We start from the raw sequence: 15,842 nt of genomic DNA, 5'->3' as shown, positions 1-15,842 counted from the left end.
GGGCGGTGATGCTGGGGAGGATGTGGGTGGCGCCGGCGGTGCGGAGGCGGTCGTGGTCGTGGGCGCCGGTCAGGGTTCCGGCGACGATGGAGGCGCCGGCGCGGCGGCCGGAGCGGATGGCGGTGGCCGTGTCGCCGCAGACGGCGATATTGCGGACGTCGTCCACGCCCAGGCGCAGGGCCGCGGTGAGGATGAGGTCGGGGCGCGGGCGGTCGCGGGGGGCGTCCTCGGGGCAGAGCGTCAGGTCGACGCGGTGCCACCAATCGAGGGTGTCGAGGACGCGGGCCTGCGTGCGGCGGTTGAAGGCGGTGAGCAGGCAGACGCTGATGCCGGCGCCGCGGAGGTGGTCGAGAGTTTCGGCGGCGCCCGGGACGGGCCGCAGGCCGCGGCGGTCGACGAGCTGGTCGTAGGAGCGCTCGAAGGCCAGGTGGGCGGCCTGGGCGCGGGGCTCGTCGAAGAGCGAGCGGAAGATGCCGATCTTCGACTCGCCGCGTGACTCGCGGAAGCGCGCCAGGGCGCACTCATAGGCCGCCGTGCCGGAGACGATCCCCAGGGCGGCGATCGCCTCCGCGAAGGCGGTGTGGACGGTGTCGCCGTCCGCGACAGTGGTCCCGGCGAGATCGAGGCAGGCGACGGTGATCGGCTCTGCTTCGTTCACGCCGGGGCCTTATCGCCGGCGTCTCAGCTGTCGGACGACGTGGCCTCGGTCCACAGGTCCAGCTCGGCGCGGTCCTGCTGCATCCGGCGCCAGACGGCGAAGCCACCAAGTGCGACGACGGCAAGAACGAGCAGCTTCTTCATGGTGGGACCCCTTCACCTCGACTATGAAGTCAAAACCCGGGACGCGTTCGCATCAGCGTCTGCTTTCCCAGGCTCTCAGCAGCCTAGCAACCGTTCGCGGGCGATCAGCACCCACTCGCCCGTATCTGACCCGGCGTCCAATCCCGGTGGGGATGCTGTCACGTCCGCGCCATAGCGCGGGGGCGCCCGGGCGGTCGCATAATCCGTCAGACGGACCTTCGGGGGTGCCGATGTCAGAGGACGACTTCCGGCGCTGGGAACGCGAGTTCGACTCCGGCGCGCCGCGGGAGGAGCCGTCCGGGGGCCGGGGGATGGTACTGGTCGCCGGCCTGACCGCGGCGGGATGCGCGGCGATGATCGCGCTGGGTGAGGTTCCGCTCGGCACGGCCGGGCTGGTGCTGTCGTCGATCATTCTGCTGCTCTGGCGCATCGGCATGTGATCCGAAAGGATCTCGTCATGGAGCTGGGTGGAGCGACCGTTCTGGTGACCGGGGCGACGGGCGGGATAGGCCGGGCGCTGGCGGTCGCGCTGGCCGATCGCGGCGGGCAGATCATCCTCACGGGCCGGCGGGCGGACGTCCTCGAACCCCTGGCGGAGCGGCTCGGCGGCCGGGCCATCGTGGCGGACCTGGCGGATCGTGCGGGGGCCGAGCGGCTGCTGGACGAGGCGGGCCGGGTGGACGTGCTGGTCGCGAACGCGGCGCTGCCCGCGTCCGGCCTGCTCGGCGAGTACTCGATGACCGAGATCGACCGCGTCCTGGACGTCAACCTGCGGGCGCCGATCGTGATGGCGAAGCTCGCGGGCGCGCAGATGGCCGAACGTGGACGGGGGCACCTGGTATTCGTGTCGTCCCTTGCCGGGAAGACGGCGTCCGGGCACGCGTCTCTCTATAACGCGACGAAGTTCGGGATGCGGGGATTCGCACTGGCACTGCGGGAGGACATGCGGCCGCACGGCGTCGGCGTGTCGACGGTGTTCCCCGGCTTCATCCGGGACGCCGGCATGTTCGCCGACGCCGGGGTCACGCTGCCCAAGGGGGTCGGCACCCGGACGCCTCGTGACGTGGCGCGGGCGACCGTCCGGGCCATCGAGCGGAACATCGCGGAGGTCGACGTGGCGCCGTTCGGGCTGCGGCTCGGGGCCAGGCTGGGCGGGGTCGCGCCCGGCCTGTCGGCGGCCGTGCAGCGGCGCGCGGGCGGGCACCGGGTCGCGCGGGGGCTCGCGGACGGCCAGCGCGACAAACGCTAGCTAATACGCGGCCTGCGGGTGATAATCCGGGCAGTCCCCGCTTGATCAGCGGGGCGAGCCGGCGCCCCTCCGGGCCGCACCCTCGCCCGCCGCGTGCGCCCACCGCGAGGAGGTCTGCGCATGTGGACGGGCCGGGTGGCCGTGACCGTCGCGGCGGCCGTGACCGCCCTGTCCCTGACGGCGGCGCCCGCGAAGGCCGTGGAACCCGAGGACGCGACGGTCGTTCCCGTCCAGATCACCGGGGATCCGGCCAAGCGCTTCAACCTGGTCGTCCTTGGGGACGGCTACACGCCGGCCGACATGCCGAAGTTCCGCGCCCATCTCGCCGAGCATCTGAACGACCTGTGGACGATCGAGCCGTTCAAGTCGTACCGCAGCTACATCAACGTGTACGCGGTCGAGGTCCCGTCCGGCGAATCTGGGGTGAGCTGTGATCCGTCACTGTCGTCCCCACGCAGGACGACGCCGTTGCGCATGGCGTTCTGGAGCGGCTGCAGGGAGGACGGTATCCAGCGGCTCCTCACCATCGACTCCACCGCGGCCAAGACGTATGCGGACCTCGTGGCAGGGACGACCACAGGAAACCGCCAGATTCTCGCGCTCGCCAACAGCGACACCTACGGCGGTGCAGGCGGCGCCTATGCGACGGCGTCGGGCGGGAACGCCATGTCGGCTCTCATCGCGCCGCACGAGTTGGGCCACTCGCTGGGTGGGTTGCACGACGAGTACGACTACTACCAGCGAGGTGTCCCGGGCGGGACGTACAGCGGTCCTGAGCCTGAGTCCGTCCACCACACGCTGCTGACAGAGCACGAGATGAAGTCGCAGAAGCAGAAGTGGTGGCGGTGGCTCGGTGAACGAAGCGAGTCCGGGGGCACCATAGGGCGGTACGAGGGTGGGCTCTACTTCAGTAAGGGTGTGTGGAGGCCGAGCCAGCACTCGATGATGAAAACGCTGGGCTACTACTTCGACCAGGTCGGCCGCGAACAGATGACCCAGCGGATCTCAGCCAAGGTCAACCTGCTCCAGGCGCACACGCCGAACGACACGGCCGTGGGCGACGACCGGGTCCTGTGGGTGGAGACGATGCACCCGGCCAATCACCGTTTGTCCGTGACGTGGACGGTGGACGGGCAGGTCGTTCGGAAGGGCGCCTACCTCGACCTAGCCCGGTTGCGGCTCAAGAAGGGCCTGCACACCGTCCAGGTGAAGGTCACCGACCCCACCCGCTTCGTCAGGGACCCCGCCATACGCGCGACTCCGGCACTCACCCAGACGACCACGTGGTCGGTCGACACAAGCCTCACCACCACTCCGGAGCACGTGCCGGTCGACTTCACGTCGTCCACCCCCACCGACAAGCCCGTGGGCAGCGAATCGGTCGTGTACGCGGAGACGACGCACCCAACGCACAGCGCGCCCGCCGTCCGCTGGGAGATCGATGGGCGACGTGTACGGGGCGGTGACCGCGACATCGATCTCGCGCGCTTCGACCTGTCGAAAGGCACGCATCAACTGGTCGCACGTGTCGGTCCCCATAGCCGAGCCTGGACGATCGACGCGCAACCTCCGACAGCGTCCTACGAGTTGTCCAGGGCGGCGCACACTCGTCCAGGGGGCTCTTACGTCTTCGACGGTCCCTTCACGATGCGGCTGACGGGCAAGGACGACCGTCCAGGCGCGGTCGTCACGGAGTTCCGCGTGGACGGCGACGGCTGGTTCAACTACTTCGGCTGGCCGACCGACTCGTCTGCCCCCTGGCTGTTCACCGCGGAAGGAACCGTCATCGACGGCCTCGCCTACGGCAAACTCGGCAATGGTCGGCACACCATCGAATACCGGGCGATCGATCCCGCGGGGAACATCGGGAAGCCCGCGAAGTTCACGGTGACCCTTCGCTGACCGCCGGACCGCGTCGCGCGCCCTCCGGGTCGGCGATGGGCGGGGCCTCCGCGGGCACGGGGCGGCGCTGCACGGTCGCGAGGACGGAACCGCCGAGGATCAGCGCGAACGAAAGCATGATCGTTCCGGTGAACGGCTCGCTGAGGAAGACGACACCGGCGGCGACCGCGACGGCCGGGTTCACATAGGTGAACACCATCCCCCTGGACACGCCGACCTCCCGGATCAGCTCGAAGAACACGATGAAGGCGAGCGCCGTGCACACCAGGCCCAGCCCGATGAGCGCGGCCAGCACCTGCGCGCTCGGCATCGAGTCCGGCCGGGTGAGCACCGCCGGCCCGGTGTAGACGACCGCGGCGATGGCCAGCGAGAACGCGGCCATCTGCAGGCTCGGGACGTCCTGCAGCCGCCGCAGCGCGATCATCGGCGCGATCGCGTACCCGAGCGCGACGAGCATGACCTCGCCGATCGCCCACGCGCTGCCGCCGCCGAGATGTGGCCAGGCCAGCACGCAGACGCCGGTCAGCCCGACCAGCAGCCCCGCCCAGCGCACAGGGCCGAGCCGCTCGGCGTCGCCCGTGAGCCTGGCGAGCACGACCCCGACGATCGGGACGGCGGCGATCAGCAGGCCCGTCATGGAACTGGTCAGCTCGGTCTCGGCATGTGAGAGCAGCGCCCAGGGGCCGAGGATCTCCACCGCGGTGAAGGCCAGCAGGGGGCGCCAGTGCCGGCGCACCACGTCCAGCCGCCCCGCCCGGATCGCCAGCGGCAGCAGCACGGCCGCGCCGAGCGCCGTCCGCGCGAACACCACCATGGGCACCGAGACGCCCTCGACCGCCACCTTGATCATCAGGTAGGGAATGCCCCACAGCACCCCCATCAGCGCGAACAGCGCCCAACCACGACGGCTCACCCCGACCTCCATTCCCGATACCCGCTCCGCCGCCCAGGAGCGCAACCCACAACAGCGGGACGCCTAACGGCGCACGATCCCGCGACAGGCCCGCCACGACACCCTGGCCGTTGGCCGACCCTTCGCTTCCGCCGGACGAACGCCCAGCAGGCAGGACCTTCGGACGTCTCCGCGTCCAACGTCCTCACCACGCCGGTTCGACGTACGTTCCGTGGCGGAGCCCTGTGGACGCATGCGACACGCCACCGCGGGGGCCGGCGCGTGACGGGCGACTGGACGACACGCACCGGACGACATGGCGGCCGGGATATGCGACCGATGGACGGATTCAGGATGCGATGCGGCGGACCATGCTGTCTTGAACGCTGTTGCGGTAGACGCCGGGTGTGACGCCCACGACCCGCCGGAACCAGCGGGTGAGGTGCGCCTGGTCGGCGAACCCGACGAGGGCCGCGACCTCCGCCGGGCGGTGCCCCGCCTCCAGGAGCGTTCGGGCTCGCATCACCCGATACTGGGCGAGCCACGCGTACGGCGGCATGCCCACGACGTCGCGGAAGGCGCGCAGCAGTTGGTAGCGGGAGAGCTCCAGGTCGGTGGCGACCTCCGCGAGGGTGGGCGGCGTGACGAGTTCGTCCGACAGCCGCGCGGTGACGGCGCGTGCGATCAGCCCGGCGTCGCCTCGGCGTCCCCCGGGAACGGTCTTCGGGGCCTGGCCGGCATGCCGGAGCACGAGCGTCCCCAGAACGCTCAGCAGGCGCGATTCTCCTTCCAGGGGGTCTTCTCCCAGGCGCAGAGCGCGGTGCGCGAGCCGGAGCGCTTCGCCGAGCGCCCGATCGTCGATGATCGCTTCACGGAAGTGCGGCCGCGCCGGACCCCCGCCGCCTCTGGCCGGCATCGCGGCACTCAGCAGCTCGGCATCCGGATAAAGGCATCGGTAGGCGAAGCCCTCGGGGAGGGCGGGCCCGCCCGTGTGCGCCTCTCCCGGCTCGACCACGACCACGCTGCCCGCGCCCGAGTAGATCTTCTCGCCGCGGTAGCGCATCGTTTCCAGGCCGGCGACGGTGACGCCGATGGCGTACTCGTCGTGGATGTGCGGCGCATAGTGCCGCCGGCCGATCCGGGCCGTCAGCAGGTCCAGCGGGCTCCCTTGGATGCCGTCCACTCGCGTCCAGAGGGTCTGGTCGACGATGCCGGCCTCGGACCTGCGCGGACGACGCCGGGCCGCACCCGGGGCGTCAGGCGGAGAAGACGTGCCGGAGCCGCCAGCGATCCTCGTCACGGCCGAGCTCCGCGACGGCCACTCCCTCGGCGCCCGTGACCCGAACCCGGTAGACGCGGCCCTCCTGGGCCGTCCCGTACGTCTTCAGCACCTCGTCGACCGCGTAGCGCGACCCCCGCCACTCGTACGCGGTGAGCCGTCCCGCCGGGTCGTGCTCGGCGCGAACCGGCTCGTTCAGCAACTGCCCCATTCCGCGAGCGTAGCACGGACTCGAACTGGTGTTCGCAGGTCGGAGGCGCTGCGGAGCGGCCGGACCATCGTATGCACCGCACCGCCGCGCACGCCACGAGCCTTGACCTCATGCCGACATTCAGCCGGATCGCGCGGCCCCGTGTACAGACCACCGAGCTCCCCCTCTCCCCATCGACCGACACTTATCCACAGGCTGTGAACATCGTCCGCACACATCCCCCTGGCCGTGCCAATCGGTGCTGCAGGAGGTCGCATCCACAGCGAGATCCCCAGAACAACGGGGTTCTCCACGGTTCGAGCGCCCTTCTGCCCTCCATCCCCTCCAGCATCCACCCCGCCCGCACCGCCACGCACGGAATCCACAACCTGTGGATAACTACCGTGCACACCCTGGGTACGACCGGCGGCCGCGGCGTCCACCATTCTTCCCCAGCTTGCCCCCAACCCCGCCGACCGGTTGTCCACGCCGTGGAAAACCCGCTGACCAGCAATAACGCCACCCTGAACGGAGTGTCACCCACACCCCGTTCACACCCTGTGGGCAACCGCCCTCCACAACCCGGCGACATCGGTGGACAGCGCTACCCACCGGAAATCCCCAGCCCGACGCACAACCTCCCCACCCCAGAACCCGTGATCATGACATGCGCAAACACCGCCCAAGACGGCCGCGAAAGCCACCTGGACGCCTGCCGACAGAGCGCTGGCGCGTCATTCAGCCGTGCGAAGACCGCACCAGGAGAGGATTATGAGAAGCGATGGAGCACCGCCCGGGACCGGGGACGACTCGCCGGCCTCAACACCCCGCAAAGTTATCCACAGCTTGTGGATGGGAGGCATCTGGTGGACTTCAGCGAGGACACCGCCGCCCGGGTCGTCCAGGACAGTTTCGGCAAGACCCCGGACCCGCGCTTGCAGGAGATCCTGACCGCCCTCACAGCCCACCTGCACGCCTTCGTCCGTGAGACACGACCGACCATCCAGGAGTGGGACCAGGCGATCCAGTTCCTCACAGCCGTCGGCCACGCCTGCAGCGACACCCGCCAGGAGTTCGTCCTGCTCTCGGACGTCCTCGGTGTCTCAACGCTTGTGGAGATCCTAAACGAACGCGAGGGCGGAACAGAGAGCACGCTCTTGGGCCCGTTCCACATGGTGAAGTCACCCCCGCGCTCCCTAGGCGACAACATCGACCTCGTCGGCGAAGGAGAGCCCTGCGTGGTTTCCGGCCGCGTCCTCAACACCGACGGGACACCACTTCCCAATGCCGAGGTCGACGTGTGGCAGTGCAACGAACAAGGGTTCTACGACGTCCAGCAGCCTGACGTACAGCCACCCGGTAACGGACGCGGACTTTTCCACACTGACGCCGAGGGACGGTTCCGTTTCCGTACGGTTGTCCCCAGCCATTACCCGCTTCCCACAGGCGGACCGGTGGGCCGATTGCTGCAGGCCACCGAACGCCACCCGTACCGTCCCGCACACATCCACTTCATCGTCCAGGCGGCCGGCCACTCACCCCTGACGACCCACGTCTTCGTCGCAGGAAGCCCCTACCTCGACTCCGACGCGGTCTTCGCAGTCAAACAAAGCCTCATCGTCGACTTCCCCGAGTCGGACAACGAACAGGAAGCCGTGCAGTACGGCCTCCGGCCTCCCTTCCGGCGCGCAGAGTTCGACCTGGCCCTGACCAAAGCCCCGACCTGACCACACACTTATCCACAACCTGTGGAAATTCCACCGCCGACAGCTTCGAGCAGCACGGCACCGTTGACGAGATCGACGATCAAGATCACAGCCCGTGGGAGAAGACGCCGATGGCGGCGCCCGCCTTGCCAGGGCCGATATCGGTCGTCACGTGGGCGTACTCCTCGCCGAGGCCGTCGAACACGATCAGCCTCTGGCCATCGCTCAACACGACATCAGTCGCAATCCCGCCCCGCTCCTGAAGCAGCCGGATAACCGATTGTCGGTCGTCACCGCCCCCAGCCTGCCACGTCCACTCGACCGAACACACACCGTCGAACCGCCCCCGTCGCGTCGCCGGCAGAGCCGCGCCGTCGTTGACCTTTCGATGGGGATCGAGGTGTTCGGAACCTACGTTGACCTCGGTGGTGAATGAGTACAGCAGGAGGCTCATGGATGTCCGACGAAACGCCGATCACCGACGGTCGTGATCCTGCGTTGCTCGTAACAGAAATGATCGATCACGTGCTCACCCTCGCGGCGACATGGACGGCGTGGGACGGACGCCCGCTGTACACCGACGAACGCTCGTACACCCCGCACAAAGCGATCCGACGGGTCACCGACCACCTCATCGACCACCTCGCAGAGCTGGAGGCGCGACTGGCCGGAGAGCGGACGATTCCTGATCGCTGGCATGCCTCGGCAAGCACCACTCCCGGCGACCTGGCGACCTTCACCGACCACGACCTGGACGAGGCCAAGAGTCGCCTTACCCGGCTCGCCCGGATTTGGGCCGCCCGGCTGAACGCGCTGACCCCCGACCAGCTCGACCATTCACCCGGAGAAGGCTGGACGTTCCGCCAACTCGCGTTCCACCTGGCCGAGTCGACCTACTACGCCGACGCCGTAGGCAACCTGACCAACCACGCATCCGACACTTGTGGTTGGCCCTCCCCATAGAGACAACCCCAGCCAGTGTGACTGCCCCACCGCAACGGGGGCCAACGTCGAGGGGGGCGATCCGCAAAAGAAATGCGGCCCCAAACGGGGCCGCCCTGCCGGAGCGATGTCCGGCAGGGCGGTTATCCACAGCCTGAGGAGAAAGCCCGCCCGCCCCTTTGGTGACAGCCAGCCCACGGATCGGTGATCGACTAATGGCCTGTCAGGACGGCGACCCGGCTGAGACACTTCCTGTCCATGGCGAACAGCGGACTCTGGGTCGGCATCCTCACCGCGCTGACCGCATTAGGAGCCAGCTACATCACCTCGCGGGCCACGTTGGGTGCAGCGCTGGCCCAAGCCCGAACAACCACCCGCGCTGAAGCCCTTCGCGAACAGCATGAGCGGCGCCGATCCACCTATAGGGAACTGATGAGGTGCGTGCACGAGTTCAGCGCGGTCACCTGGCAGATGGATGACGTCGATGCGCAGCACGACCGTGAGAGCCAGGACCGGCTCCTGTCACAGATGTGCGATCGCATCGGCCCGGCCATTGGGGACATGAACAGGGCGATGCATGAGGTCCGGCTCGACGGCCCTGCCGACGTCTCCGCCGCAGCGGATCACGTACGGGACATGGCGCGGCGCGTGGAGTCACTGCTCAAGGCGCTAATCGGTGAGGACGGCCCCGAACCGCGGGACGCCTACGACCGCGCCTACCGGGAGTTCCGGGAGGCGTACGTCACCTTCATCGGTCTGGCGCGGGAAGCCCTAGAGGTCAAGGACGAGGACAGCTAGCCAACACCCTTGCCCCCAGGCACACAGAAATCAATCCCCCTGTCGACTACAAGCCGACCCGTCCGGTGCGGCCATTTCCACCCGCCACCGCCGACGGCGCTGCCTGGCCCGCCGCCCTGCCGCAGCCGTCCATGACACCGCCCACACCGCACCCCGTCCCCTCCACAAGGCTCGCCCACGCGAAGCGACCACCGCGAGTCCGCGCGCCCACCACCGCCGAGCAACGTAGACCCCCGGCCAGGAAGCGATGTAGGGACCAAGCCCCCTTCACCCCGTCCCGACAGAATGTCGAGCAGAAGCCAAACCGAGAGGGAGCACAGCCCTAAGACAAAGCCCCACCCCACAGAAACGCTGAGTGAGAACCGCACCCCGGAGGGAGCGAGCAGTACCTTCACACCCTCCCCACCGCCGATGAGACCGCCCTCGCCGCCTCGACAAGATCCGCAGCCTCCAGACCACCGAAGCGCCAGAATCCTCAGAGCTGGACACTCTCAAGGCCGAGAACGAACGCCTTCGAGCCGCGATCGCCGACATAGCTCTAGCTCTCCGCCCGGACTCCCGTCCCCACCTGAGCACGGCCTGAGGGCGGGTCCTCCCGCATCGGGGCCGTATCGGCGCCGCAGATGAAGACTCCAGCGAGCGAGGCGCGAAAGCCAGCCGCTGCAGGGTTCGGGCTTCGAGGAGCGATCTGCCCACAAAAAAATGCGGCCCCTGAACGGGGCCGCCCTGTCGGCCGTAACCGACTTCGTCTGCCGCCCAGGTTAGTTGCTACTTCTGGCACACGCCACCTCCACCGACGTCTAACGTTCTGTGACGTGGCGGATACGATCACGTACGTCGACGGGTTCAACCTCTACCACGGGTTGAAGTCCAAGTACGGCCGTGCCTACCTGTGGCTTGACATCGTCGAACTGGTCCAGCGGATGCGGCGCGACGACACGGTCCAAGCGGTGAAGTACTTCACTGCCATCGTCAGGGGGGAGCCAGACGCTGCCCGCCGCCAGGAGACGTACCTGGCCGCACTGACGGCACACCGACCACAGGTGCAGGTGATCCGAGGCCACTTCAAGGTGAAGAACATGCGGATCAGCTGCCGGGCGTGCGGCGCGCAGTGGCAGTGCCGGTGCGAGCCACCTCAGCAGCGTTACCGCACCTACGAGGAGAAGCTGACCGACGTCGCGCTGGCCACCGAGATGGTCCGGGACGCCGCATTGGGGAACGGTGACCTGTCGTTGCTGATCTCAACGGACACCGACTTCCTACCCGCGATCAAGGCTTCATCGGAGTTGGCGCCCACTCGCCCGATACCGGTCGCCTGTCCTCCTGGACGAGGCCGGCCCAACCGGTTCGACGGCATGGTGACCTCCTTCCCGATCAGGGAGGAGCACCTGATGGCGTCGCTGCTACCCGACTCCGTCCCGGACAACGGCCTGGCTCGCCAACGTCCCGACAAGTGGGCGTAACCGCCCTCACCGGGGACAGGGCCGCAGGAGTTCGGCGTCAGGGCAGGCGCCTACGGATCTCCTCGCCCAGGTCATCGAGGTGCTGCACGGTGCGCGCCGCCGCCTCGATGTAGCACCACAGCTCAGGCGGCGGTTCGCCGGAATGACCGGCGGCGACCGCCTGATTGAGGTTCACGCCGATACGCCTGGCCTGCCCGGCCGCGTGCATCACCGTCTTCAGTGCCTCCCTCAACAGGCCGTGTTGCGGCTGAGCGCTGCCGCGCGCGGCGACAAGCACCGCCTGTGCCGCATACGCGCCGAGCGCGAGTCGCTCTTCCGCTGCCGCCGAGGCCACGAGCGAGTGTTCTTCGTCCGAAAGCGAGAACCTCACCGATCGGTTTCGCCGCGGAGTCCGATGCGCTCGCCGGTTCACGCTCGGTGCGTTCGTCCGCCGCGCTTCACCATGTCCGGCTACTGCTGCCACCTCCCGGATCGCGCTCGATCATCGTTACCGCCTGGACCGCGCCCGGTCCAGCTTCCTTATGTGCACGATTTCCATTTCTTGCTCCGCGCCGACAGAGCACCGTCCCTGCGCCCAGCCGATGCGACTGCCCCGGCTACGGAGTTCCGGTAGGAGCCTCTGAGCCTCGGCTTGAAGCCCTTTCGTGGCCCCAGGCTTCGCGACGCATCTCGGCGAGGCCCACAAGCGACACATTTTCGGACGCGGGATGTTGGCTGGTGCGTCCCGGTGGTGTGGGATCCCAGTGCCACCGGAGTGCCAAAAGATCTTGAGGCCGGGTCCGCTGAACGCGGAACCGGCCTCTGAGCTGGGATTACTGGGTGGGCCTAGGAGGACTTGAACCTCCGGCCTCATCCTTATCAGTTCGATCATGGCCAACGTAGAGGGCTTGCTCCGTTGTGTTGACCGTTGGATGAAGGTTGATCATGTGTGCTGCGGTTCGCTGGTGTTGCTGTCACAGTTGCTGTCATTGCTGCCAGGATGGCGGCACTTCATTTGGCGGACGCTCCGCACGCCCGCCCTGCCTGAGCTTCCCGTCTGCCGTCGTCCCGCGCTCCGCGCTGCCGGGCCAGGGCCAGGGGGTGAAGGTGGAGCGCCCCGCCGGACGAACGACCTTCACCCCCTGGCCCTGGTCTGGTAGATCTTTGATCGGGACGGCGGCAGACGGGAAGCTCAGGCTTCCTACCTCAACCCTCGGCGACCATGACCGCGCGGCCCCTGCTTCCCGGAGTCGGAGTGCCCCCGCCGGAGGCATAGACGCGGCCCCGGTACTTGGGCGCGCGAGGTTGTGCCCACCCAGATGGAAGGACGAACGGCGGTCCAGATGAGCGTTCGAACGCTAGCGCCAGCGCATGAACGTCCGGAGGACTTCGAGAGCCGCATTACGCCGACTCTTCTTTGTCGACCAGACGGCGGGCAGGACCACTAGCGCGAAGACGAAGATGGCGAAGATCAACCACTCATCGCCATGGAGCTCCACACTCCAGCCGTCGTTGACCTGCGGGTTTGGTGATTCTGTCACCGTTGTCGGGTACCCCTGGCTCGTGGGTCCCGTTGCGGAGCCTAGTACCGTGAACACGTGCGGCTCTCCTTCGAGTCGTGCGAGATGAGTGGACGGCCTCCCGTTGCCGCGGGGGGCCGTCGCCATATCGGCGAACGACCCAAGGCCGTCATGACCCCATGGTGCAGGTCATGCCAGACATTGTCCGAGACTCGATGCCCACGCCGCAAAGCGTCCTGTGGACAAGGCTGTGGGTTCGCTGTGCAAAAGAGCGGGTCAACTTGTGGGCGGCGTGTGGATTACCCAGGGATCCAGGGTCTTTTACGCCGAAGTCGAAGCCATGACCTGCACGAACGTCATCCACTGCCTGTGCGGAAAAGAAAGGCGCCAGAAATCCACAAGGGCTGGCACGGCGGACCGCCGGTGATGTACTCATCGACCTTTTGGCGGCGGCGCGGCTCCCGTGGCGGGCGGTCGTAGCGGGCCGGCGGACGTGTCGCGATGCGCGGCCCGGCGCGGCCGTCCGGTGACCGGCGCCCACGCCGCACGCTCCGGGCGGCCTGGCGCGGGGCCGCGCAGCGGCCTGAGCGCCGCCGCCCCTTGATCTAAGACAGCACAATTCGGCAATGATCACGGGTAGTGCGTCGTCGTGCAGAGGGTGTCGGGCTGGCTCAGCGGTGACCGGTTAGACGAACGTGGCCTACGGGGTGCCAGTCCCAGAGACGTTCTGCGCCGCGTTGGACGACCAGGGTCACGGTGTTGATGGTTACTTGGCGGGTTGGAAGCTCTCGGCCGAGTGCGTTGATGATGGGTCCGGCGGGCTGTTCTGCCTCGCTGTAGGCGATTGTCATGTGCGGGGTCCACGGAGCGGCCCCTTCGGTTCGGCCCTCTCGTCCGGTCACTTTGAGTGTGGTTTCCCGGACGGCCTCACGGATGCGGGCAAGAGGACTGACAGGGTCGACGGCGACGGCAATCGCTTCGGGGTGGTACAAGATTCGGCCGAGCGTCACATCGACGGGCGGAAGCTTGACGAGAAGACTCTTCGCCGTGGCGAGCATGTCCTGCTGCTGGTCGTCGTCGATCTCGTCGGTAGATCCGGCGACGTGGGTTGTGATGTGGAGCCATTTGGCGGGGGTCATGTGCAGGCCGGGGAAGTCGGCGAGTCGTCCTTGGGCAGCCTGGGCGAGTTCACTCGCTGCGGGATGGTCGCCCATGAGCATGTGCCAGTAGACGGTTCCTTGTCCTGGTCCGGGCTCCTCGCGGGTCCGCCATCGATCGGTCATGTTTGCAGGCAGCGGACTCATGCGCCCTCCATGTCGGCATCCTCGGTCAGGGCTGCGGCGTTGAATTCGTGGATCTGCTGTCTGAGCTGGGTCGCGAGCGGGCTGTCTTGGTACCGGGGTTGGGTCAGGCGGCGGTCCAGGTCGGCGAGGTAGCGCGTGACGGTCGCGAGTCGCATTCCGGGGTCGAGCGTCAGCATTTTGCCCAGTTCCTCGGCGGTGCCGTCCAGGTCGCCTTTCAGGAGATGGGCGACTCCGGTTCCAACGCGGATTTGAGCCCAGATGGCGGGAGCGGTGGGGGCGCCGGCGGTCCATGCGCGGTCTGCCAGCTCGGCGGCTCGTAGTGCGCCGTCAAGGTCGCCGGTCCTTGTGGCCACCGAGAGGGAGAACAAGGCTTGGCGCTCTGTCGGGAACGACCACACCGAGAGATCGGAGGGGGCGTCATGGGATGCATCGGCGGACTGTTCGGCTCGGTTCACGGCCTCGCGCGCCCTGATCTTGTCTCCCAGCAGGGCGGCGGCGTTCGCCTCGTACCAAGCGAGCTGGGTCTTCATCGGGCCCGGTGAACTGGCTTCGTAGCCTTGTTGGGCAAGGTCGGCTGCCTCGATGTATCGGTTCTGCCAGCGGGCGGTCTTGGCCTGGGCGTACCAAGCGAATGACTCGTCGGCCCCTGCCTCCTGGGCGAGCAGGAGAGCGGCGGCGGCATGTTCCTCGGCTGCCTCGTCGAAGTTGATGTCTCCGAAGATCACGGCTGCGTGGGCGAGTAGATCGGCGTTGATGCGCAGCAGCTCACGGGTGTGCCGCGGGCGGTGGTTGCCGCCCACCAGGAGGCTTTGCGTACGGCGGTGAAGTTTGATCACCTCGGGGAGAAGTCTCTTGGCAGCGACCCGTGTGTGAGAAGCGGCGAGCGATGAAGTCGAACGGGCGAGACGTGAAACCGCCTCGTCGGTCGTGTCGCTTGCGGTGATCCACTGGTTGAGGCGGGAGATATCCGCTGAACGGGCCAACTCTGCTGGGTCGACCTGGTGCTCTGCGTCCTGCGAACGGGCAGGGAGCGCGGTACGCGCTTGAGAGCGTTGGCGCTCCTTCTGCTTCGCGGGCGGGATGAAGCCCAGTTGCTCGGCTGTGCGGCCGGTGAGCTCCTGGAGGGCCCTGCGGTATGGCGGGTGCGGCCAACGCACTTCGCCGCGCTCCCAGCGACGTAGCCGCTCCTCGTCGCACAGCAGCCCGTGTTGAAGGGCTGTGGGAGTGCGGTTGAGCGCTTCCGCCATCTCGCTGCGAGTGGAGAAATTCGACTCGCGCCATGCGGTGAGCCACGCGTTGGGAGTCGTGTCGGGCATCCGATCTTGCCTCTTGGGGCCGGAAAAGGGGGCGAAAAGGGGGCTGGTTGGCGGTCCTGACCGAGCGTCATCACTGGTTGTCTTCGAGACAAGCAACACCGTACGTCATCCGAGCACAGTTGATCATGTGGCTTTGGGGAGGCATGGCTGGTGATCCTCCGATCCGGGGAGAACGAACCGACGACGGACGTCCCTTGCACTTCGTGCAACGGGCGGGGATGGTCCTGGATCTCGTCGCGGGTTGATCTGCTGCTCGCGCGGGACGGCTCTGGGCGCGGCCCTGAGCGTCGTCGTGAACGTTGCTCTGAGTGCCGCAACGGCAACCGGGCTGAGGTGGCGTAACAAGCCGCGGGGCCGGCAGGCGTTGTAGCGGCTGATGGCGTGTCCGTACCGGGGTGCGGCTGCGCTTGCGGGGAGGTGGGTCCTCCCGCTGGTCGCCTCGTCTGCCGGTCCCGCCTTCTTCTCCGAACCGGGGACCAGGGGACGGCCATGACCCTGTGT

The 15,842-nt window shown here is 67.9% G+C and carries 16 protein-coding genes; 7 read left to right on the top strand and 9 right to left on the bottom strand.

Going from position 1 to position 15,842, the window contains the following annotated elements; translation table 11 throughout:
- Positions 1–658: HAD family hydrolase (locus tag E1289_RS22250; protein WP_207929085.1), on the bottom strand; the 658-nt coding region annotated here is incomplete at its 3' end.
- A gap of 23 nt (positions 659–681) precedes the next feature.
- Positions 682–801: a DLW-39 family protein gene (locus E1289_RS39730; RefSeq protein WP_221480955.1), complete on the bottom strand. Its 120-nt coding sequence runs from the start codon at positions 799–801 to the stop codon at positions 682–684.
- 230 nt (positions 802–1,031) lie between these two features.
- Here E1289_RS39730 and E1289_RS22245 point away from each other — a divergent pair, with 230 nt between their 5' ends.
- From E1289_RS22245 to E1289_RS22235, 3 genes are all read left to right on the top strand, one after another.
- On the top strand, positions 1,032–1,241 hold the full coding sequence (locus E1289_RS22245; protein ID WP_131983175.1) for a hypothetical protein: 210 nt from the start codon (positions 1,032–1,034) through the stop codon (positions 1,239–1,241).
- Between the two features lie 17 nt (positions 1,242–1,258).
- Positions 1,259–2,050 (top strand): SDR family NAD(P)-dependent oxidoreductase, encoded by a 792-nt coding sequence (locus E1289_RS22240; RefSeq protein WP_131983173.1) that lies wholly within the window; start codon positions 1,259–1,261, stop codon positions 2,048–2,050.
- A gap of 120 nt (positions 2,051–2,170) precedes the next feature.
- The gene (locus tag E1289_RS22235; RefSeq protein WP_131983171.1) at positions 2,171–3,952 is read left to right on the top strand and encodes a M64 family metallopeptidase; all 1,782 of its coding nucleotides are present in this window, start codon (positions 2,171–2,173) and stop codon (positions 3,950–3,952) included.
- On the opposite strand, the gene E1289_RS22230 is transcribed toward E1289_RS22235, so the two are convergent.
- The 3 genes from E1289_RS22230 to E1289_RS22220 form a co-directional block, all read right to left on the bottom strand.
- Positions 3,933–4,865, bottom strand: coding sequence for a DMT family transporter (locus tag E1289_RS22230; protein WP_131983169.1), 933 nt, complete (start codon positions 4,863–4,865; stop codon positions 3,933–3,935). The genes E1289_RS22235 and E1289_RS22230 overlap by 20 nt on opposite strands.
- A gap of 328 nt (positions 4,866–5,193) precedes the next feature.
- A complete protein-coding gene (locus E1289_RS22225) occupies positions 5,194–6,144 on the bottom strand; it encodes an AraC family transcriptional regulator (RefSeq protein ID WP_243713063.1) in 951 nt (316 codons plus the stop codon).
- A complete protein-coding gene (locus tag E1289_RS22220) occupies positions 6,101–6,334 on the bottom strand; it encodes a hypothetical protein (RefSeq protein WP_131983167.1) in 234 nt (77 codons plus the stop codon). Before E1289_RS22220 ends, E1289_RS22225 begins: the two co-directional genes overlap by 44 nt.
- Before the next feature lie 845 nt (positions 6,335–7,179).
- On the opposite strand from E1289_RS22220, the gene E1289_RS22215 reads away from it, so the two are divergent.
- The gene (locus E1289_RS22215) at positions 7,180–8,040 is read left to right on the top strand and encodes a dioxygenase (protein ID WP_207929084.1); all 861 of its coding nucleotides are present in this window, start codon (positions 7,180–7,182) and stop codon (positions 8,038–8,040) included.
- Positions 8,041–8,125: 85 nt separating this feature from the next.
- On the opposite strand, the gene E1289_RS22210 is transcribed toward E1289_RS22215, so the two are convergent.
- Positions 8,126–8,473, bottom strand: coding sequence for a hypothetical protein (locus E1289_RS22210; RefSeq protein WP_131983165.1), 348 nt, complete (start codon positions 8,471–8,473; stop codon positions 8,126–8,128).
- Between the two features lie 2 nt (positions 8,474–8,475).
- Here E1289_RS22210 and E1289_RS22205 point away from each other — a divergent pair, with 2 nt between their 5' ends.
- The 3 genes from E1289_RS22205 to E1289_RS22195 all read left to right on the top strand — a co-directional run bounded on the left by E1289_RS22205 (position 8,476) and on the right by E1289_RS22195 (position 11,222).
- Positions 8,476–8,982, top strand: coding sequence for a hypothetical protein (locus E1289_RS22205; RefSeq protein WP_131983163.1), 507 nt, complete (start codon positions 8,476–8,478; stop codon positions 8,980–8,982).
- A gap of 237 nt (positions 8,983–9,219) precedes the next feature.
- The gene (locus tag E1289_RS22200) at positions 9,220–9,759 is read left to right on the top strand and encodes a hypothetical protein (RefSeq protein WP_131983161.1); all 540 of its coding nucleotides are present in this window, start codon (positions 9,220–9,222) and stop codon (positions 9,757–9,759) included.
- Positions 9,760–10,574: 815 nt separating this feature from the next.
- Positions 10,575–11,222: an NYN domain-containing protein gene (locus tag E1289_RS22195; RefSeq protein WP_165970576.1), complete on the top strand. Its 648-nt coding sequence runs from the start codon at positions 10,575–10,577 to the stop codon at positions 11,220–11,222.
- Positions 11,223–11,259: 37 nt separating this feature from the next.
- Here E1289_RS22195 and E1289_RS22190 read toward each other — a convergent pair whose 3' ends face one another.
- From E1289_RS22190 to E1289_RS38320, 3 genes are all read right to left on the bottom strand, one after another.
- Entirely contained in the window at positions 11,260–11,592 is a 333-nt protein-coding gene (locus E1289_RS22190; RefSeq protein WP_131983157.1) for a hypothetical protein, read from the bottom strand.
- A 1,800-nt stretch (positions 11,593–13,392) separates the two neighbouring features.
- Positions 13,393–14,025 carry a 2'-5' RNA ligase family protein gene (locus tag E1289_RS22185; protein WP_165970575.1) on the bottom strand — a complete coding sequence of 211 codons (633 nt, stop codon included), beginning with the start codon at positions 14,023–14,025 and terminating at the stop codon, positions 13,393–13,395.
- On the bottom strand, positions 14,022–15,341 hold the full coding sequence (locus E1289_RS38320; protein WP_165970574.1) for a hypothetical protein: 1,320 nt from the start codon (positions 15,339–15,341) through the stop codon (positions 14,022–14,024). The genes E1289_RS22185 and E1289_RS38320 overlap by 4 nt, the downstream gene beginning before the upstream one ends.
- Positions 15,342–15,842: the final 501 nt, after the last annotated feature.

Origin of the sequence: Actinomadura sp. 6K520 (assembly GCF_004349245.1) — a bacterium.
Taxonomy (GTDB): domain Bacteria; phylum Actinomycetota; class Actinomycetes; order Streptosporangiales; family Streptosporangiaceae; genus Spirillospora.
Note: the sequence above shows the minus strand (reverse complement) of the source record. Positions and strands in the feature narration are given on the sequence as shown.